This window comes from Streptomyces xingningensis (assembly GCF_054957865.1).
The window spans coordinates 41,023-61,414 of record NZ_JBDJPF010000040.1 but is presented as its reverse complement, the minus strand read 5'-3'; the positions used below and the strand labels follow the sequence as shown (position 1 = coordinate 61,414).

The 20,392-nt window shown below is 68.8% G+C and carries 10 protein-coding genes and 2 pseudogenes; 8 read left to right on the top strand and 4 right to left on the bottom strand.

The genetic code is table 11. The features are described 5' to 3' along the window. The 7 genes and pseudogenes from ABCR83_RS20910 to zwf form a co-directional block, all read left to right on the top strand. Positions 1-374: pseudogene (locus ABCR83_RS20910) on the top strand (hypothetical protein); the annotation flags it as partial. Between the two features lie 986 nt (positions 375-1,360). Further along, positions 1,361-3,970 (top strand): Pls/PosA family non-ribosomal peptide synthetase, encoded by a 2,610-nt coding sequence (locus ABCR83_RS20905; RefSeq protein WP_462696626.1) that lies wholly within the window; start codon positions 1,361-1,363, stop codon positions 3,968-3,970. A 35-nt stretch (positions 3,971-4,005) separates the two neighbouring features. Beyond that, positions 4,006-6,543 carry a non-ribosomal peptide synthetase gene (locus ABCR83_RS20900; RefSeq protein WP_462696625.1) on the top strand — a complete coding sequence of 846 codons (2,538 nt, stop codon included), beginning with the start codon at positions 4,006-4,008 and terminating at the stop codon, positions 6,541-6,543. Between the two features lie 76 nt (positions 6,544-6,619). Then, complete coding sequence (locus tag ABCR83_RS20895) at positions 6,620-7,627, top strand: TauD/TfdA family dioxygenase (protein WP_462696624.1); 1,008 nt, start codon at positions 6,620-6,622, stop codon at positions 7,625-7,627. After that, positions 7,624-8,694, top strand: a complete 1,071-nt coding sequence (gene sbnB / locus ABCR83_RS20890) for a 2,3-diaminopropionate biosynthesis protein SbnB (RefSeq protein ID WP_462696623.1) — start codon at positions 7,624-7,626, stop codon at positions 8,692-8,694. Before ABCR83_RS20895 ends, sbnB begins: the two co-directional genes overlap by 4 nt. Before the next feature lie 35 nt (positions 8,695-8,729). Beyond that, positions 8,730-9,716, top strand: coding sequence for a 2,3-diaminopropionate biosynthesis protein SbnA (gene sbnA, locus ABCR83_RS20885; protein WP_462696622.1), 987 nt, complete (start codon positions 8,730-8,732; stop codon positions 9,714-9,716). A 180-nt stretch (positions 9,717-9,896) separates the two neighbouring features. Continuing rightward, positions 9,897-11,375, top strand: coding sequence for a glucose-6-phosphate dehydrogenase (zwf, locus tag ABCR83_RS20880; RefSeq protein WP_462696621.1), 1,479 nt, complete (start codon positions 9,897-9,899; stop codon positions 11,373-11,375). Between the two features lie 9 nt (positions 11,376-11,384). On the opposite strand, the gene ABCR83_RS20875 is transcribed toward zwf, so the two are convergent. Both ABCR83_RS20875 and ABCR83_RS20870 read right to left on the bottom strand, forming a co-directional pair. After that, on the bottom strand, positions 11,385-12,428 hold the full coding sequence (locus ABCR83_RS20875) for a zinc-binding alcohol dehydrogenase family protein (RefSeq protein WP_462696620.1): 1,044 nt from the start codon (positions 12,426-12,428) through the stop codon (positions 11,385-11,387). A gap of 102 nt (positions 12,429-12,530) precedes the next feature. After that, entirely contained in the window at positions 12,531-14,921 is a 2,391-nt protein-coding gene (locus tag ABCR83_RS20870; RefSeq protein WP_462696619.1) for an ATP-binding cassette domain-containing protein, read from the bottom strand. Positions 14,922-15,132: 211 nt separating this feature from the next. On the opposite strand from ABCR83_RS20870, the gene ABCR83_RS20865 reads away from it, so the two are divergent. After that, on the top strand, positions 15,133-16,737 hold the full coding sequence (locus ABCR83_RS20865) for an FAD-dependent monooxygenase (RefSeq protein WP_462696618.1): 1,605 nt from the start codon (positions 15,133-15,135) through the stop codon (positions 16,735-16,737). A 12-nt stretch (positions 16,738-16,749) separates the two neighbouring features. On the opposite strand, the pseudogene ABCR83_RS20860 reads toward ABCR83_RS20865, so the two are convergent. Beyond that, positions 16,750-16,881 (bottom strand): annotated as a pseudogene (locus ABCR83_RS20860) (SDR family NAD(P)-dependent oxidoreductase); the annotation flags it as partial. Between the two features lie 174 nt (positions 16,882-17,055). Next, on the bottom strand, positions 17,056-20,211 hold the full coding sequence (locus ABCR83_RS20855; RefSeq protein WP_462696617.1) for a hypothetical protein: 3,156 nt from the start codon (positions 20,209-20,211) through the stop codon (positions 17,056-17,058). Positions 20,212-20,392: the final 181 nt, after the last annotated feature.

Below are 20,392 nucleotides of genomic sequence, written 5' to 3'. Positions count from 1 at the left end.
GCCTGAAGTCCGTGCTCCAGAAGCCCGACAAGTTCAAGGCCGTCATCGCCTCCGGGCCCGACATCGTCCCCGACTCCCGCCTGTGGGCGGGCCATGAGAAGGAGCGGGCGGACAACAACTCCAAGGTGCTCGCCCAGCGGCTCATCGCCAGGAAGGGCCCGGAGGTCTACCTGGGTCTCCAGGTCGGCGCCAGCGAGCCGGTCAAGCCGCCGATCGACGCCTTTGTCGCAAGGTACGGCAACAAGGGCCCGGTCAAGACCAAGTACCACGTCATCCAGGGCGGCGACCACAACGCCGCCACCTATGTACCGAACATGGAGACGGGCGGCCTGATCCAGTGGATCAGCCAGCACATGCAGGGACCTGTCTCCTGACGTCAAGACCTGTAAGCGCGCCGGCCCCGATGGACTTGTTACCGGAGGGATTCCGGCGCGTCACACGCGCGGCACTGTCCCTACTTATGCCGATCAACGCATGCAGGTGTTCAGTTTACGAAACTTGAATCGGCATTACCGGACACGGATCAAACCTTTATTAAGAAACCTTGGCTCATTGCCGGTTTTACGCCAAGGCAGACGGCCACATGCGGGCGCACAGCGTCCGTTTTCCTTGATGGTACGCAGCCGTTCACAGTCTTTTGCCTGCAATGCGCCATTTCCAATGATGAGAAACTTTCCGCCCCTTTGTGAAGCGGGAGGACCAAGGGTGGGCGGGGGCCGGAGAATTGGGCTGGGGCATCCGAAACAACAGGTGGCGGGCGTAACACGGACGTTACTTCGGCGACGCGGCCCGCCTCCCCGACGCGAGCCGCGAGCGCCGGCCCCTCGGTGGCGAACGCCTCGTGACCCCTTGGCCTATTTCCCCGCTGGTTTGCCAACCGGCGGGACCCTACGTTCTTCAACAGTTCTCGTTCGCTCGGAGCGGGGAGGGGGTACGAGATGCGGGGGCCCGTATACGAGGTTCCGAATCTTGCCAAGGCTCGGTTCTGTTGATCATTTCTGGCGGAAACCTTCGCGCAGTCGGGTTGGGGCGCACAACTCATGTGAAATCGTCCGGATATGGCGCGCGAGATGCGGCCACACCGGCACCGCCCACCGGCGGCTGATGTCCCGGCCGAGTACCGCCCCACGGCACGCGGACAACCGGATCGACAGCCCGTACTGACCGACCTCCACTCCCCCGGCGTGGCACAACCGGCTCGACCCAGAGCCGAATCGCTGCTCAAGCCGGATCCACCGGCATGCCCATCAATGGCCTGACGGCCTGTCACCGTGCACCGAAAACCCGCCTTGGCAAGGAACTTGACAACCCGTAAGCCAGAGCCCGCAGAAAATGGGCGCCGAACTCCCGAGGAGCTCACGTGGTGGGAGAACCCGCCGAAGTCCCGACCAAAGATCCGGCCCAGTCCTTATCCCCACCCACATCCACCCGCGAAGACCACCCGGCTCCGGCGAGCGACACCGAGAAGATCTTCGCCGAGGTGCTGGCCGAGGTCGTGAAGGCCGAGCAGGTCTCGGTCGACAGCCACTTCTTCGACGACCTCGGCGCCGACTCGATGGTGATGGCCCACTTCTGTGCCCGGGTCAGGAAGCGGCCGGACCTGCCGTCGGTGTCCATGAAGGACATCTACCGGTACACCACAGTCCGCAGCCTGGCGACGGCGCTCGGGGACGTCGAGCCGGTGCCCGCCGAGGCCCCCGCTCCGCCGCCCGCCGAGGTGGTGAAGCCCGGCAACACCCTGCACTACGTCCTGTGCGGGATCTTTCAACTCCTGGTCTTCCTCGGCTACTCCTACCTCACCGCGCTGGCCACCACCCGGGCCTATGGGTGGGTCTCCGACGGCTCGGGAGCGATGGACATCTACGGGCGGGCGGTGTTGTTCGGCGGCGCCGAGTTCCTTGGCCTGGCCATCTTCCCGATCGCCGCCAAATGGATTCTCATCGGCCGGTGGAAGACCGGTGAGTTCCCCGTCTGGGGCCTGACCTATCTGCGTTTCTGGATCGTCAAGACACTGGTGCGCGCCAACCCGATGGTCCTGTTCGTGGGCAGTCCGCTGTATGTGCTGTATCTGCGGGCCCTGGGCGCGAAGATCGGCAAGGAGGTCACGATCCTCTCCCGGAGCCTGCCGGTGTGCACCGATCTCCTCACCATCGGCGCCGGCACGGTGATCCGCAAGAACACGTTCTTCCAGTGCTACCGGGCGTATGCCGGGCGGATCCAGACCGGCCCGGTCACCCTCGGCCGCGAGGTGTTCATCGGCGAGCACACCGTCCTGGACATCAACACCGCCATGGGCGACGGCTCACAGCTCGGCCACACCTCCGCGCTGCAGAGCGGCGAAACCGTGCCGGGCGGCCAGCGGTGGCACGGATCTCCGGCGCAGCGCACCGAGTTCGACTATCTGAGGGTCGGGCCGGCGAAGTGCGGCACCCTGCGCCGGGCCGGGTTCGGGCTCATCGGTCTGCTGAAGGTGTTCCTGGTGCTCATGCCACTGTCCATGGGGGGCATTTATGTGGTGCTGCACGAGGTGCCGAGGCTGATCGGCCGGACGGATGCGGGCGCGGCGCCGGTTACCTCCTCGGTGTTCTTCACCGATGCCCTGTTCATCTCCGCGGTGCTGTTCTTCGGCTTGGTCGTGGCGGGGCTGGTCGTGCTGTTCACCCTGCCGCGCCTGCTGCATCTGATGATCAAGCCGGGGAAGGTCTATCCGCTGTACGGCGCTCGCTACTCGTTGCACCGGACGGTCTCGCGGATGACCAACCTCAAGTTCTTCATCTGGCTGTTCGGTGACAGTTCCTACATCGTCCACTACTTGAAGTGCCTGGGGTACGACCTTTCCCAAGTGGAGCAGACGGGTTCGAACTTCGGCATAGGGGTGCAGCATGAGACCCCGTATCTGAGTGTCATCGGCAGCGGGACGATGGTCGCCGACGGGCTTTCCATCGTGAACGCCGAGTTCTCCAGCAGCTCCTTCAGCGTGTCCCGGACGTCGATCGGGGCGCACAACTTCCTGGGAAACTTCATCGTTTATCCCACGGGGGGCAGGACCGGCGAGAACTGCCTGCTGGCGACGAAGGTGATGATCCCGCTGGAGGGCGAGGTCCGCGAAGGGGTGGGGCTGCTGGGCTCGCCGTCCTTCGAGATTCCCCGGACCGTGGAGCGCGACACCCGGTTCGACCATCTGCGGACCGGGGATGAGCTGCACTCCCGCCTGTCCGCGAAGAACCGCTACAACCTCCGCACCATGGGTGTGGTGCTGTTGATCCGGTGGCTGCACTTCTTCGGGCTCACCCTGCTCGTCCTCGCCACCGTCGACCGGTATGACGCGCTGGGTCAGCTGATGAATGCCGGGTTCCTGCTGTTCAGCCTGAGCTTCACCACCCTCTACTTCGCCTTGGTGGAGCGGTCCATCACAGGGTTCCGGGCGCTTGAACCGCAAGCGTGCTCCATCTACGACCGGCGCTTCTGGCGGCATGAGCGGCTGTGGAAGGTGCCCGACGCCCACTTCAACGCCTTCAATGGCACCCCGTTCAAGAACCTGATCTGGCGGATGCTGGGCGTTCGTCTCGGCAAGCGGGTCTTTGACGACGGGTGCATTCCGTCGGAGCGGTCCCTCACCGCCGTCGGGGACGACTGCGTGCTCAACGCGGGGAGCCACATCCAGTGCCACTCGCAGGAGGACGGCACCTTCAAGTCGGACCACAGCGCACTCGGTGCGGGCTGCACCCTCGGGGTCGGTGCCCTGGTCCACTACGGCGTGACGATGGGCGACGGTGCGGTGCTCGCCGCCGACTCCTTCCTGATGAAGGGCGAGGACGTCCCCCCGCACGCGCGGTGGGGCGGAAATCCGGCCGCGGAGCTGCGAGCCGACCGGTCCCGGCGGGCCCCCGCGCAGCGGATCGACGGACGGGCGCCGCAGCAGGTGCTCGCACCGGGCGGCAAGGCCGTCTCCAACAGCCTGCTCGGCTGACCGGCACCGTGGTAATGAGGGGAGAGGAAGACTCGATGGGCAAGTCAGTGGACGGCGGCCGGGAGTTCTGGCACGGGGTGCTGGTCGCCGGTGGATTCACCGCGATCCCGCGTTGGACCCGCGATCCGGTCACGGGCGTGGCCGAGCACACGGCGGTCGTTCCGGGCGACCTGGTGGCGGCGTTGCGGAAGCTGGCGGACGACCTGGCGGTGCCGCTCGGCTCGGTGCTGCTGGCCGCGCACGCCAAGGTGCTCGCCGCGCTCTCCGGCGAGCAGGAGGTGACGATCGGCTATGCCGCCGGGCCGGACGGCCCGGCGTTGCCCTGCCGGTTGCCGGCCGAACCGGGATCCTGGCGGGGGCTGGTGCTGGACGCCCATCGGGCCGAGTCCGCGCTGTTGTCGCACCGCGGCTTCCCGGTCGGTGAGCTCGCGGCCGAACTCGGCCTGGCCGAGCCGCTGTTCGAGACAGTCTGGCAGCCGACCGGTGACGATGGCGGTCTTGCCGAGGGCACCGTGCTGTGGGTGGGGTTCGCCCACCGGGACGAACGGCTCACCCTGCGGCTGCGGTACCGGACGGAGGTGCTCGACGCGGACTGTGCCGCCCGGATCGCGGGCTATCACCGCACCGCGCTCGCACTGATCGCGGCGGACCCGGGTGCCGAGCACGCAGGGCAGAGCCTGCTGTCCGCCACCGAACTCCGCTTCCAGCTCGAGGGGCTCGCCGGTCCGCGCCGGGAGCTGCCGGACCGCCGGTTCCATGAGCTGTTCGAGGAGCGGGTGCGGGCCCACCCGGAGGCCGTCGCCGCCGTGCAGGACGAGACGCGGTTGACCTACCGGGAGCTCAATCAACGCGCCAACCGGCTGGGCCGGGCACTGCTGGCACGGGGGCTCGGGCGGGAGAGCGTCGTCGCGGTGGTGACCGAGCGCAACCTCGACTGGCTGACCGCCCTGCTCGCCGTGCTCAAGGCCGGTGCCGTATATCTGCCCATCGAGCCGCACTTCCCGGCCGATCGCATCGCGACCATGCTCTCCCGGGCCGAGTGCGGGCTGGTGCTGACCGAGCCCGGCAGCACCGCCACCCTCGACCAGGCCCTGGACTCGCTGCCCGGAGTGCGGACGCTGTTCATCGACGCGGCCGGTGCGGAGGACCACGCCGAGGACGATCTCGGCGTCGCCGTCGGGCCGGACCAGCTCGCCTATGTCTACTTCACCTCCGGCTCCACCGGTGAGCCCAAGGGCGCGATGTGCGAGCACGCGGGCATGCTCAACCACCTCTACGCCAAGATCGACGCCCTGGGCGTCGGCGAAGGGCAGGTGGTCGCCCAGACCGCGCCCCAGTGCTTCGACATCTCGCTGTGGCAACTGCTCGCCCCGCTCCTGGCCGGCGGGCAGGTCCTGTTCATCGCGCAGGAGGTGGTCCTGGACGTCCAGCGGTTCACCGACAAGGTCGTCGACGGCCGGGTCAATGTGCTCCAGGTGGTGCCGTCCTACCTCGAGGCCGTGCTGTCCCATCTGGAGCGCAACCCCCGCGAGCTGCCGGACCTGCGGTGTGTGTCCGTCACCGGGGAGGCGCTGAAGAAGGAGCTCGCCCAGCGCTGGTTCACCGTCGAGCCCGGGATCAAGCTGGTCAACGCCTATGGCCTGACCGAGACTTCGGATGACACCAACCACGAGATCATGGAGCGGGCACCGGACGGGGACCGGGTCCCGCTCGGCCCCTGCATCAACAATGTGCATGTCTACCTGGTCGACGGGCAGCTGTCGCCGGTGCCGCTGGGCGCCCCCGGTGAGATCGCCTTCTCCGGGGTCTGCGTCGGCCGCGGCTATGTCAACGACCCCGAGCGCACCCGGCAGGCCTTCCTGGCCGATCCGCACCGCCCGGGCAACCGCCTCTACCGAAGCGGCGACTTCGGCCGCTGGCTGCCCGAGGGCAAGCTGGAGTTCCTGGGCCGCCGGGACGCCCAGGTCAAGGTCCGCGGCTTCCGGATCGAGATCGGCGACATCGAGAACGCCCTGCTGCAGGTGCCCGGCATCCGGGACGGTGCCGTGGTGGTCGCCGAACGGGCCGGACAGAGCAAGCACTTGGTGGCCTTCTACTCCGCCGCGCGGGCCCTGGAGGCCGGGGCGCTGCGGGACCGGCTGGGTGAATCGCTGCCCGAGTACATGGTTCCCTCGGCCTTCCACTGGCGGGAGCGCCTGCCGCTGACCGCCAACAGCAAGATCGACAAGAGGGCGCTGAGGGCACTCGCCGGAGAACTCGACGCCACCGAGGAGGACTACCACGCACCGCAGACGCCCACCGAGCGGCGGCTGGCCGGGGCCTGGGCACAGGTGCTCGGCGTCCCGCAGGACCGGATCGGCCGCCGGGACCACTTCTTCGACCGGGGCGGCACCTCGCTGTCGGCGGTAAAGCTGGCGATCACCCTGGACCGCGCGGTCTCCCTCAAGGATCTCACCCGTCACCCCGTCCTGGCCGACCTGGCGGCGCTGGTCGACGACAGGTCCGAACGGCGCCCCGGACTCCTGCAGCTGCTGTCCGAACCCGACGGGCCACGCACCGGCGACCTGGTGTGACGGCCCAGGCGGTGCTGCACCCGGCCGAGTCGACCACACCGTCCCCACCTTCCTGAATCACCGAGAAAGGACGTCCATGCCATCGTCATCCTCAGCTTCACTGCTCGACGTGGACCTGCGGCCCGGCAGGCTCCCCATGCTGCGCACCGAGACCGCCGGCACCGCGTTGCAGTGGGCGGCCGGGCACCGGGACGCGCTGCGCGCCGTGGTCGCCGAGCACGGTTCGGTCCTGGTCCGCGGGCTCGGTCTGCGGGACGCGGACACGGTCGGCGCCGTCTTCCGGGAGCTGGCCGGCACCGGGCTGATGACCGAGAAGGAGGCCTTCGCGCCCCGGCAGACCTATGCCGACGGCGTGTACTCCTCCTCCAAGTGGCCGCAGAACCAGCCGATGTGCATGCATCATGAGCTGAGCTACACGCTGGAGTTCCCCGGCCTGATGCTGTTCGCCTGCCTCCAGGCGCCCACCGAAGGCGGGGCCACCGCGGTGGCCGACGCGCCGACCGTGCTGGACGCGCTCCCCGCCCAGCTGGTCGAGCGGTTCGAGCGGGAGGGCTGGCTGCTCACCCGCAGCTACAACGACGAGATCGGGGCCTCCTTCGCCGAGGCGTTCGGCACCGAGGACCGCGCTGCCATCGAAGGCTACTGCCGCGCCCAGGCGATCGAGTTCGAGTGGCAGCCCGACGGCGGACTGCGCACCAGGCAGCGCCGCAGCGCCGTGCTGCGCCACCCGGTCACCGGCCGGCGCTGCTGGTTCAACCAGGTCGCCTTCCTCAATGAATGGACGATGGTCCCCGAGGTGCACGAATACCTGGTGGACATCTACGGCGCCGACGGGCTGCCGTTCAACACCCGCTTCGGCAACGGCGATCCGATCGACGAAGGCATCGTGCAGTTGCTGAGCGAGGTCTACGAGGCCCACACGGCACGCGAGCCCTGGCAGGCCGGGGACCTGATGCTCGTCGACAACATCCGCACCGCGCACAGCAGAGAACCCTTTGAGGGACCACGTGAAGTGCTCGTCGCCATGGCCGACAAGGTGCGGCTGGCCGACTGCTCCCCTACCGTCGAGGTGACCGTCAAATGACCACCACCCCTTCCACTGCCCCGGATTCCCCCGGGCCCGAGCGGCTCACCGTGCCACCGTTCGCGGTGATTTCCGGCGCCCAGGTGCAGCGCACCCTGCAGGGGCGCGAGAAGCAGATCATGGAATTGATCGAGGCCACCTACCGCTTACACGGAGCCGGTGATTCGGTCAACCCGCCGTCGTACTTCCTGCGTTTCCCCGACCGTCCGTCGTCCCGGATCATCGCACTGCCCGCCTCGATCGGCGGGGAGGTGCGGGTGGACGGCCTGAAGTGGATCTCCAGTTTCCCGACCAATGTGACGGCCGGCGTCCCCAGGGCCTCGGCGGTGCTGATCCTCAACGACCATGACACCGGTTACCCGTTCGCCTGCCTGGAGAGCTCGATCATCAGCGCCACCAGGACGGCCGCCTCGGCGGCCCTGGCGGCCGACCGGCTCACCCACGGCCGGCCGCGCCCGACGCGCGTCGGGTTCTTCGGAACGGGCCTGATCGCCCGCTACATCCACACCTTCCTGGCCGGCACCGGCTGGTCGTTCGACCAGATCGGCGTGCACGACCTGTCCGCCGACAGCGCCAAGGGCTTCCGGACCTATCTGGAGCAGTCCGGGGCCACCGCCGGGATCACCGTGCACGACAGCGCCGAACAGCTCATCCGCTGCAGCGACCTGGTCGTCTTCGCCACCGTCGCCGGCCGGCCGCATGTCAGCGACCTGTCGTGGTTCGACCACCACCCGCTGGTGCTGCATGTGTCGCTGCGCGACCTCGCACCCGAGATCCTGCTCGCCTCGGCCAACATCGTCGACGACGTCGAGCACTGCCTCAAGGCCGAGACCTCACCGCACCTGGCCGAACAGCTCACCGGCAGGCGGGACTTCCTGCAGGGCACGCTGGACGACGTACTGGCCGGACGGGTCACGGTACCGGCGGACCGGCCGGTGGTGTTCTCGCCCTTCGGGCTCGGGGTGCTCGATCTTGCGGTGGGCAAGTACGTGTACGACGAGGTGGTCCGCTCCGGCGAACTGCACATCGTCGATGACTTCTTCCATGAGCTGCGCAGGTACGGGTGAACGGCCGAGGCACAGCCGCATACGAGGGGGGCACTGTGTCAGTCATATCCGTTCCGACGGAATTCAACGAGGAACAGCTCTATGTGGACCTTCAGCCGATCTTCGGGCACTCGCTCTTCCTGAAGTGCGAGGGCTTCAACTTCGCCGGCTCGATCAAACTGAAGGCCGCGCTGGCCATGGTGGAGGCGGCCGAGCGGAGCGGCGACCTGACACCGTCGTCGATCCTGGTCGAATCCTCGTCCGGAAACCTGGGCGTGGCGCTGAGCATGATCGCGGCGAGCAGGGGCTACCGCTTCCTGTGCGTCACCGACGCCCGCTGCAATCTGTCGGCCAGGAGGCTGATGGAGGCACTGGGCAGCGAGGTGCACATCATCGCCGAACCGGCGGCCAACGGCGGTTTCCTCGGCGCCCGGATCGACCATGTGCGGGCGTTATGCTCCTCCGACGACCGGTATGTGTGGCTCAACCAGTACAGCAACCCGGCCAACTGGAAGGCCCACTACCGCACCACCGCTCCGGCCATAGACCGTCAATTCCCGCACCTGGACGTGCTGTTCGTGGGAGCTGGCACCACCGGAACCCTGATGGGCTGCGCACGCTACTTCCGGGAGTCGCACCGGCCGGTGCGGGTGATCGCGGTGGACAGCGTCGGCTCGGTGACCTTCGGCGGCCCTCCCGGCCGCCGGATGATCCCCGGCCTGGGTACCAGCGTCCGGCCCGCGCTGCTCGACGAGTCCTATGTGGACGAGGTGATCCAGGTCGAGGAGGCGGACACCATCCGTGCCTGCCATCGCCTGGCCAGACGGGGATTCCTGTTCGGCGGCTCCACCGGCACGGTGGTCAGCGGTGCGATGAGCTGGCTCGCCCGGCACGACGCCGGCGAACTCACCACCGTGGCCATCGCCCCGGACCTGGGCGAGCGCTACCTGGACACCGTCTACCAGACCAACTGGCTGCGGGATCTCTACGGTGAGGACGTGCTCGGCTCCGACGAGCTGACTGCCGACCTGCCGCGGGCCTGACCGGGGTCCGGTGACCGGATGAACGGCCGGTGTGCTCCCCCCGCGGGGAGGAGCACACCGGCCGTCGGCAGTCGTCGTCACCCGACCGGCCCATTCCGCTCGAACGGTTCGGGGATGCGGGCGGGCAGACAGGGCCGTGTACTGGTCGCAGTGGGGGCCGACGAGACCGGAGGCCGCTCCATGGGAATGACCGAGGCCAGCCCGTCCCGCCCTGCCAAGCACCGCGGCCCGCGCCCCGACGACCATGTCATCGTGCTCTTCGGCGCCACCGGCGACCTCGCCCGGCGCAAACTCCTGCCGGGCCTCTTCCACCTCGCCCGGGCCGGACTGATGCCCTCCCGCTACCGCATCGTCGGTTCGGCACCCGCCGCCGAGGCCATCGGCACCGGGGAGTTCCGCAAGCACGCGCGGGAGGCCGTCGCCGAGTTCGGCAGTGCGAAGCCCGAGGACGCGGCCTGGCGGGACTTCGAGGCCGCCCTGGCCTTCGGCGCCGCCGACCCCGACGCCTGCGAACCGCTGCTGGCTGCGGTACGGGAGGCCGAGCAGGCCATCGGCGGAAGCCCACGACGGCTGTTCCACCTCGCCGTGCCACCGAAGGCGTTCCCCTCCGTCGTCGGCGAGCTCGGCTCGACCGGCCTCGCCGAGGGCGGCCGGCTGATCGTGGAGAAGCCCTTCGGCACGGATCTGGCCTCCGCCCGGGCCCTGGACGCGACCATCCACACCGTCTTCGACGAATCCCGGGTCTTCCGCATCGACCACTTCCTCGGCAAGGAGTCCGTCGACAACATCCTCGCCCTCCGCTTCGCCAACGGCCTCTTCGAGCCCATCTGGAACCGCAACCACATCAGCCATGTACAGATCGACGTACCGGAGAAGCTCACCATCGAGGGCCGCGCCGGGTTCTTCGAAGGCACCGGAACCTTCCGCGACATGATCGTCACCCATCTCTTCCAGATCCTGGCGTTCATCGCGATGGAACCTCCCGCCACCCTCACCGCCCGGTCGCTGCGCGACGAGAAGGACAAGGTCTTCGCCGGCCTGCAGCCCCTCGACCCGGCCCAGGTCGTCCGCGGCCAGTACCAGGGCTACCGCGACGAACCGGGCGTGGCCCCGGACTCGGACACCGAGACATTCACCGCCCTCCGCGTCCGACTGGACAACTGGCGCTGGGCCGGAGTCCCCTTCTACCTGCGCTCCGGCAAGGCCCTGGCCCAAGGACGGCACCTGGTCACCCTGGGCTTCCGTGAACCCGCCCTCCGCATGTTCCCCGTCGACGCGCGGGACACCGCCGGAGGACGGCACAACGAGCTGGTCATCGACTTCGACGACCCCGGCCGCATCACCACCCGCTTCCTCGCCAAGGAACCCGGCCCCGAGATGCTCCTCGGCGAGGCGGAGATGGTCTTCGAGTACACCGACTGCTTCAACACGGCCCACGCCCTGGAGGGTTACGAGCGCCTCATCCTCGACGCGATGCTCGGCGACCAGTCCCTGTTCACCAGCTCCGACGGCATCGAGCGCCTCTGGGCGGCGTCCACCCCGCTGCTCGAGAACCCTCCCCCGGTCCAGCCGTACGCCCCGGGATCCTGGGGCCCGGAGAGCATCCACCAGCTCATCCGGCCCTACCGCTGGCACCTGCCGGAGGCCCCGGGGAGATGACCGTGAGCGCTACTCGCCCGCGCCGTCGGCAATGAGCACCGCCGCTCCGGTGACCCGGTCCGCGGCCAGGTCGGCGAGCGCCTCGTCCGCCCGGCTCAGCGGATAGCGCTGGACATGGACGACGGGCGGACGCTGGGCCACCTCGGCGAGGTAGGCGCGGCCGTCGGAACGGGTGTTGGCGGTGACGCTGCGCAGCGTGCGTTCCTGGAAGAGGTGCCGCTGGTAGTTCAGGGCCGGGATGTCGGTGAGGTGAATGCCGGCCACGGCGAGCGTGCCACCACGGTCGAGCGCGGCGAGGGCCACCGGGACCAGGTCGCCGACCGGGGCGAAGAGGATCGCCGCGTCGAGAGGTTCGGGCGGCGCGTCATACGCCCCGGCCGCGGAGGCGGCCCCGAGGTCGAGGGCCAGCCGGCGCGCCTGCTCGGCGCGGGTCAGCACATGCACGGTGGCACCCCGGCCGATCGCGAGCTGGGCGGTCAGGTGGGCGGAGGCGCCGAAGCCATAGATACCGAGCCGGCCGCCGGGTGGCAGCGCGGCACGTGCCAGGGCCCGGTAGCCGATGATCCCGGCGCACAGCAGCGGTGCCAGCTCCTCGTCCGGCGGCCCCTTGGGCAGATGGTAGGCGTAGCGGGCATCGACCACGGCGTGCCGGGCGTAGCCGCCATGGAGGTCCCACCCGGTGTAGCGCGAGCCGGGGCACAGGTTCTCCCGGCCCGCCCGGCAGTACCGGCAGGTGCCGCAGGTGCCCGCCAGCCAGGCGGCACCGACCCGTTCGCCCTGGGCGAACCCTTCGGCCCCGGGCCCCGTGGACAGCACCCGGCCGACGACTTCATGGCCCGGGGTGCAGCGCGGGATGCGGGGCGCCAGGTCGCCCTCGGCGAGGTGCAGGTCGGTGCGGCACACCCCGCAGGCACGCACCTCGATGAGCAGGCCGTACGGCCCCGGCGGCCCGAGGGGGCGTGCCACGCGGCGCAGCGGATGCTCCGCGGCCGGTGCGGTGTGGTCGACCACCCACGCCATGGTGGTCGGGCCGTCATCCGTTCCGCTCGACATCTTCGGGCCCCTTCCGCCGGACAGCGGCGACCACCGGACCCCCTTCACCCGGGGGCCACCCATTTCATGGTGCGCCCCCACGGCACTCCCTGCCAGGGAGGGTCAGGTGCCGACGTAGGCCGCGAGGTGCTCGCCGGTGAGGGTGTGGCGGGCGGCGACAAGGTCGGCGGGGGTGCCCTCGAAGACGATCCGGCCGCCGTCGTGGCCGGCGCCGGGGCCGAGGTCGATGATCCAGTCGGCGTGCGCCATGACCGCCTGGTGGTGCTCGATGACGATGACCGACTTGCCGGAGTCGACGAGCCGGTCGAGCAGGCCGAGCAGCTGCTCGACGTCGGCGAGGTGCAGGCCGGTGGTCGGCTCGTCGAGGAGGTAGACACCGCCCTTGTCGGCCATGTGGGTGGCCAGCTTGAGCCGCTGCCGCTCGCCGCCGGACAGCGTGGTGAGCGGCTGGCCGAGGCTGAGGTAGCCGAGCCCGACGTCGGCGAGCCGGCCGAGGATGCGGTGCGCGGCCGGGGTGCGCGCCTCGCCGGCGCCGAAGAACTCCTCGGCCTCGGTCACCGACATCGCGAGCACCTCGCTGATGTCGCGGCCGCCGAGGTGGTGGTCGAGCACCGATGCCTCGAACCGCTTTCCCTCGCACTCCTCGCAGGTGGTGGCGACGCCGGCCATCATCGCCAGGTCGGTGTAGACGACCCCGGCGCCGTTGCAGTTGGGGCAGGCGCCCTCGGAGTTGGCGCTGAACAGCGCCGGCTTCACGCCATTGGCCTTCGCGAACGCCTTGCGGATCGGGTCGAGCAGTCCGGTGTACGTCGCCGGGTTGCTCCGCCTGGACCCGCGGATCGCGGTCTGGTCGACGGACACCACTCCCGCACCAGGTGGGATCGCCCCATGCATGAGCGAGCTCTTGCCGGAACCGGCGACACCGGTGACAACGACCAGCACCCCGAGCGGGATGTCGACGTCGACCTCGCGCAGGTTGTTCGTGGTCGCGCCCCGGATCTCCAGCGTGCCGGTGGGTTTCCGCACCGTCTCCTTGAGGGCGGCCCGGTCGTCGAAATGACGGCCGGTGATGGTGCCGCCGGCCCGCAGCCCCTCGACGGTGCCCTCGAAGCAGACGGTGCCGCCCGCCGTACCGGCTCCGGGGCCGAGGTCGACGACGTGGTCGGCGATCGCGATGACCTCCGGCTTGTGTTCCACGACGAGCACCGTGTTGCCCTTGTCCCGCAGCCGCCGCAACAGGTCGTTCATCCGCTGGATGTCATGGGGGTGCAGGCCCGTGGTGGGCTCGTCGAAGACATAGGTGGTGTCGGTGAGCGAGGAGCCGAGGTGGCGGATCATCTTGACGCGCTGTGCCTCGCCGCCCGAGAGCGTGCCCGCCGGCCGGTCGAGCGAGAGATAGCCGAGGCCGATCTCCACGAACGAGTCGAGAGCGTGCCGCAACGTCGCGAGCAGCGGCGCGACCGAAGGTTCATCGAGGCCGCGGACCCATTCGGCCAGGTCGCTGATCTGCATCGCGCAGGCGTCGGCGATGTTGATCCGCTTGATCTTCGACGACCGGGCCCCCTCGCTGAGCCGGGTGCCCTCGCACTCGGGGCAGGCGGTGAAGGTGACCGCCCGGTCCACGAACTCCCGGATGTGCGGCTGCATCGCCTCCCGGTCCTTGGCGAGGAACGACTTCTGGACCCGCCCGATCAGTCCCTCGTAGGTCATGTTGATGCCCGCGATCTTCATCCTGGTCGGCTCGCGGTGGAGGAAGTCGTGCAGCTCCTTCTTGGTGTACTCGCGGATCGGCTTGTCCGGGTCGTAGAAGCCCGACTCGCTGTAGAGCCGGTGGTTCCAGCCGCCCGCCTTGTAGCCGGGGATGGTGAGCGCGCCCTCGGCGAGCGACCTGGAGTCGTCGTAGAGCTGGGTGAGGTCGATGTCGGAGACCGTGCCCCGGCCCTCGCAGCGCGGACACATGCCGCCGGTGATGCTGAAGCTGCGCCGCTCCTTCACGGTCTCCCCGCCGCGCTCGAGCGTGACCGCACCCGCTCCGCTGATCGAGGGGACGTTGAAGGAGAACGCCTTGGGCGAGCCGATGTGCGGCTTGCCCAGTCGGCTGAAGAGGATGCGCAGCATCGCGTTGGCGTCGGTGGCGGTGCCGACCGTGGAGCGGGGGTCGGCACCCATCCGCTGCTGGTCGACGATGATCGCGGTCGTCAGCCCTTCGAGTACATCGACCTCGGGCCGCGCCAGCGTCGGCATGAAGCCCTGCACAAAGGCGCTGTAGGTCTCGTTGATCAGCCGCTGCGACTCCGCGGCGATCGTGTCGAACACCAGCGAGCTCTTGCCCGAGCCGGAGACGCCGGTGAACACCGTCAGCCGGCGCTTCGGGATCCCGATGCTGACGTCCTTGAGGTTGTTCTCGCGCGCGCCGTGCACGCGGATCAGATCGTGGCTGTCGGCAACGTGCGGCGCAGGTGACTGTGTGTCCGCCTGCTCGGCCTTGCTCATCGTGTCTCCATCCGTCGCCGCGCCCCGCGGTACGGCGCAGGGCTCCTGGTCGCGGGCCGAGGATAACGCCCGCTCCATATCGCCTGCCTGGTCGCCCTGCCGTGCGATGCTGGTGCGCGTGGCACTCGAGACCTGGTGAGGCCGCTGGGCGCTCCGACGCCGCCCTCGCCGAGTGCCCCGACAGGTGCAAGGTGAGCCGGAGGAGCTCGACATGCCCGTGGCAGACGCCGAGGTGGCGGTGTTGATCGTCGGTGGTGGGCCGGTCGGGCTCACCGCCCGGGCGCTACTGGAGCGCTGGGGCGTGCGGGTATTGCTGGTCGAGAAACACCGTGAGCTGTCCCCTTTTCCCCGGTCCCGGCTGGTCAATGTGCGCTCGATGGAGATCTTTCGCCAGCTCGGGCTTGCTGCCGAGATCACGGCCAACGCGTTCGCTCCGGAGTACGGCCGTATCCGCTTCCGCGACACCCTGTGCGGCCGCGACTTCGCCACGGCGGCGATGGTCGGGGTCAACGCACCGGTTCCCGAAAGCCCCGTGCTCGGCGTGGCCACCTCGCAGGACCGGCTGGAGCCCGTCCTGCTCGCCGCAGCGGACGCGCAACTGCGGTTCGGGGTCGAGCTCATCGGCCTGGCCGAGGCAGCCGACAGCGTCGTGGCCCTGCTCGTCGACCACCAACGCGGTGCGGAACTTCGGGTTCGTGCCCGCTATGTACTCGCCGCCGACGGCGCGAACTCCACCGTCCGGCAACGGCTGGGAATCGACACCACCGGCCCGGGAGCGATGGGGGGCTTCACCACCGTCGTGTTCGACGCCGACCTCGACCGCTGGTGCGCCCACCAGCCCGCCGGGGTCTACTTCACCGCGCACGGAACATTCGCCCCGCTCTACCCCGAAGGCGGCTGGGCCTGGTTCGTTCCCACACCCCAGGACGCCGCGCGCGCCGACTGGTCCGACCTCGTCTCGCGCGCCCTCGGCTCCGGCGCCGACGTCCGGGCCGAGGTGGTGCGGGTTCAGCACTGGGTGATGAACGCGTTTGTCGCCGAACGCTTTGGGCACGGCCGGATCCTGCTGGCCGGCGATGCCGCGCACGCGATCCCCATCATCGGCGGCCTGGGCATGAACGCCGGTGTCTGCGATGTGCACAATCTGTGCTGGAAACTGGCGGGCGTTCTGCACGGCTGGGCCGGACCGGGCCTGCTGGAGACCTACGAGACGGAACGACAGCCCGTCGCCCACCGGACTCTTCGCCAAGCGGTGGCCAACACCCAGCTCATGCTTCAGGTGGAGAACCGGCGCCGCGATCAGCTCCGCGCCGGCGAAGCGGCGTCGGCCCGGATCGAACTGCCCTGGTCGGACCGGTACTTCGCGCAACTCGGTCTGGTGCTGGGCGTCACCTACCACTCCGACGCCGTCCTCACCGACAGCGGCGCCCCACCCGAGCCGGCCGACAGCGGCACGGACTATGTCCCCACCGCGAGGCCGGGCCATCGCATGCCACACCTCTGGCTCACACCCAACCGCTCCACGCTCGACGCCTTCGGCGAATGGTTCACCCTGCTCACCCCGGACCCCACCCACTGGCAGCAACAGACCACCGCACCATGGCCGTTGCGCATCGAGACCCTTCCCGACGAACACACCGACCGCTGCGGCCTCCGCCCAAGCGGAGCACTGCTCATCCGGCCTGACGGCCACATCGGCGCCCGCTGGCGCAACCGCCCGCCGGGCGATTCCACCCTCCATCACGCCCTCACCGCCATCACCCGCTCGCCGCTTGCCCGTCCGTCACCTCGCCGGGCAAGCCGTCGAGCGCGGTGAACAGCCCCGGTCGGCGTCGGCCAGCTCGGCGCCGAGGCCCGAGGAAGTACCGGTGACCACCATGCGACGGCCGGTCAGGTCGATACCCGCGGCCACTTCGGCGGCGGTACTGGTGAAACTGAAGGGGGTCTTGATGACAGTCATGCCGAACTCCTCGTTCCATACGGCAAAGACGCGTGTGGGTGTGGTGTCGTCGGCCCTCGGTGAGTGCCCGGCCCCGCCCCTGATTCGCCCTTCCACGCTGGGCACTCTCAGGCCATGAGGACAGCGAAAGTTCCGCACACCCGGTATGCGCAGACGTCATGGACTTCACGGCCGTCACCCTGCCGGGTGAGCGGCACGCACAGGCTTGGGGTAGGCGGTCTGCAGGTACTGGCGGACCAGCCGCAGATTGTCCAGGGCCTCGTCGACCAGCGGAAGCGTGCCCTCCTTGACCGGGTCGGGGCTCCGTCTGTTGAAGTGCTCCAGAACCAGGTCGAACAGTCTGGCACTGCGGTGCGAGTCGGCCCTGGCGAGGCATGCGGCGACCGGGTCGGTCTTCCCATTGCGGAAACTGGCGCAGTCCATGGGCTTGTTGTGGTCGATGTCGAGCTTGAGGTCCGGGAGCAGTAGTGGCCCGTCCAGGCGGTCGCCGATGTCGCGCTGCGCTTGGGCCGCTTGTCGGTAAGCCCTGGACAGCATGGGGTTGGCGGCCTCGCCCAAGGCGGCCGGGAGGTTGGCCATGGGGCCGCGTGTGCCATGGAGATAGGAGCGCAATCGGTCGTCGGCCGCCATGGTGCGGGGCATGCCGAGGTCGGAGTACGCCCTGGTCAGGAGAACCTGGTTCGTCAGTTCGTGTGCCACCGGGATGTGATCGAGGTTGAGCTCGTCGGCCATGACGTCGTAGTACTGCGCACGCCGGTCGGAGAGCATCTTGGTGGTCTGCTCGAGCCCGGCGTCGGCGGGGACGTCCGGACCGCCACCCGTTATGCCGATGTCATGTGGATTGCTCAACTCACGGTTGACGTCGGCGTTATAGGCCGGGCAGGTCGGGGGTGGTGGCACCCGGTTGTCATTGCGGGGGGCGTACCACTCGCACCGGGCAATATTGCTCCGCTGGAGCCTGGCCTTCTTGGCGGTGACCGTGGACCACGGGCCCCCGGTCACGGAATACGTCACATTGACATTGAAGGTGTAGTAGCGCGCGTGACGGCACAGGTCGCGGTCGCACGTCCCGGCCATCACAAAGTTCCACTCGTTGAAGAAGGCCCCGTCGTAACAGACGTCGATGCGGCGACTCGGGCTGATCCAGCGGTCCACCTGCAGCGCATGGCTGATGTCCGCCGCCGAGGCCGCCGAGTCGGGTATCGGTGCCGGGTCGCGGTTGTCCGTGCCGCAGAGCGCCATGGACTGGGGCAGGGCGACAGCCTGTTGCCGCTGGTCGCTGGTGAGGCCGTGCCAGATGCCCTCGACATTGGTCCAGAGATTGAAGGGGTGATTGCGGTCCATCACCTTGGAGGTCAGCTGCTCGGCCTGCTTGACGAAGGCGTCGAATGACTCGTAGTGATGCATATGGAGGATCGACAGGACGCGCGGGTCGCCGAGTTCCATGCGTGGCTCCATGAACTGCCCGGCTCCCTTCCGGATTTCGTCGCCTGCCTCGATGAGGTCGCGGAGCCTCGCCTGCTCCGGCCCTTCGCTTCCGGCCCACTGGGGATTCTGCAGAGCGGTCAGGTAGTAGGCGCGTGCCGCCTCCGCCCAGAGGTCGGCGTTGGGCACCATTCCGTTCTGCTTGGACACGTGGTAATAGGTGTTCCAGCGGTGCTCGTTGGCATAGTTGGCGAGCCAGTCCACCGCCCCTGCCGTGCCGGTGTTGCCCGGTCCGGTCAGCACGGTGACCGGGTCGTCCTCGGCGTAATTCTGCCGCGTGAAGGTGCTGTTGCGGGCAACGTCCCGGCCGATGGTCAGATACGTGGACACGGCGTCCACATATTCCTTTTCGGTGGGGATGGTCCGGCCATTGTTGTAGGCGGGGTAGTCCACATAGGTGGTGGCCGTCTTGAGGAAGTCGTACTTCTGGGCGTCCTTCAGCGAGTTGAGGATGTCCCAGCCGAAGTTCTGCAACTGCGACTGCACGGTGAGCAGGTCGCGGTGGACGGAGGACACGTTGGCGTTGACGTCCTGGATGAGCGCCACCAGCTGGCCGAGGCCCTCCACCAGGGTCGAGTAGATCTGTTTGAGATTGGTGTCGATGCGGTCGAACCGGGTGTTCATGGTGGTGCTGATGGCCGCCAAGTCCTTGTGCATGGCCTCGAATCCATGGTGGACCGCGTCCAGGAGCTGCTTCTGGGCCTCCTGCTCGGCACCGTGATTGCCGCCGAGGAGACCGCCGAAGATCTGTACGATGCCCACCACCGCACCGACGGCCGCACCGACACCACCGAACACCGCGCCTACCGAGGTGGCGGCGCCAAGGGTGCCCAATGCGGTGATCAGGCTGTTCCATTTGGTGAATACGTTGTAGGCGGGCTCCAGGTATTCGGCGAGTGAGTTCCCCAGGCCGGGGTCGACGAATTTCACCGCGCCGACCAGGTATTCCCCGCCGCTCTTGCCCTGGTCGATCACCTTCTGCCGGTCTTCCTGGTCCTTCTCGTACTGCTTGACGACGTCTTCCTTGACCTCCGCCTTGGGGTCGTCCGGCATGGGGGTGGTGTCATTGGCCTTCCGCACTTTTTCCGGGAGCTTGAGCGCGTCCACCCGGTCCTGCTGGGACACGAGCTGACGTGTGACCTCGCCGTAGAATGCGGTCCTTCCCTGATGCCCCTTGGTGACCAGGCCGTCGACGTCCACCACATCGCGCAGGACGGGCAGGTTCTTCAGCCTGGCGACGTCCGCGGTGGGATCGAGGCTGAACGGCTGACCGGCCGTGGCCGCGCCGATCCGGTCGCGCCAGGTGTTCGCGAACGGGGCATCCTTGGCCGCCAGTTCGTGTACCCCGGACCACGTGGCGGAGGCGGCCTTGGCGAAGGCCATGTCCAGGTCGAACCCCTGCTGGGCGCCCATCAAGCGTTGTTCCTTCGACTGCAGCGCCTGGGTGAGGTCCTTCCCGGTGACCACACCCAGCAGATCCGTCATGCGCGGGCCGGTGATCTCCGTCTTGGGCGCGGCATAGACGATCTTCAGCAGCCGACGCAGCACCTCGGCGTGCGACGGAGCGGCCGGGGTGTTCTGTGGCTTGGCGTCCAGGGCCGAACGCACCTTGCCGGCATGGTCGTTGACTTCGGCGGCATCGGCCGCCGGATGTCTTGCCCGCCAGTCCAATAACTCGGCGCTGGCCACCGTGTCCTTGTCATAGGCCTCACCGGCGTCCTTGGCCCGGACGGCCGCGGTGAACAGCACGCTGGACAGCTGGGCCTCGGTGAAGGTCACCGGTGGGTCGTCGGCCGCCGAAGCCGATGGCGCGGGCAGCGCGCCCACCATGAGCCCTGCGAGCAACACTCCCGTCAGACAACGCCGTCTACGCACGAGCCCCCCAGCCCAGAGAGTCCAAGCACCAGGATTGTCATGCGCATACTCGCGCAACGGCCGCCACTGCCGCCATCGGTGTTCCGCTGAGCGGACCCGCGAACAGCCGGGCGCCCGCGGCCCCCGAGCCGTCCGCGGACGTCACCCGCAA

What these genes read in the sequence shown, in the direction of transcription:
- ABCR83_RS20900 (WP_462696625.1), top strand. Translation starts at nt 4,006, where the DNA reads ATGGGCAAGTCAGTGGACGGCGGCCGGGAGTTCTGGCACGGGGTGCTG.
- ABCR83_RS20895 (WP_462696624.1), top strand. Translation starts at nt 6,620, where the DNA reads ATGCCATCGTCATCCTCAGCTTCACTGCTCGACGTGGACCTGCGGCCC.
- sbnB (WP_462696623.1), top strand. Translation starts at nt 7,624, where the DNA reads ATGACCACCACCCCTTCCACTGCCCCGGATTCCCCCGGGCCCGAGCGG.
- zwf (WP_462696621.1), top strand. Translation starts at nt 9,897, where the DNA reads ATGGGAATGACCGAGGCCAGCCCGTCCCGCCCTGCCAAGCACCGCGGC.
- ABCR83_RS20875 (WP_462696620.1), bottom strand. Translation starts at nt 12,428, where the DNA reads ATGTCGAGCGGAACGGATGACGGCCCGACCACCATGGCGTGGGTGGTC.
- ABCR83_RS20870 (WP_462696619.1), bottom strand. Translation starts at nt 14,921, where the DNA reads ATGAGCAAGGCCGAGCAGGCGGACACACAGTCACCTGCGCCGCACGTT.
- ABCR83_RS20865 (WP_462696618.1), top strand. Translation starts at nt 15,133, where the DNA reads ATGCCCGTGGCAGACGCCGAGGTGGCGGTGTTGATCGTCGGTGGTGGG.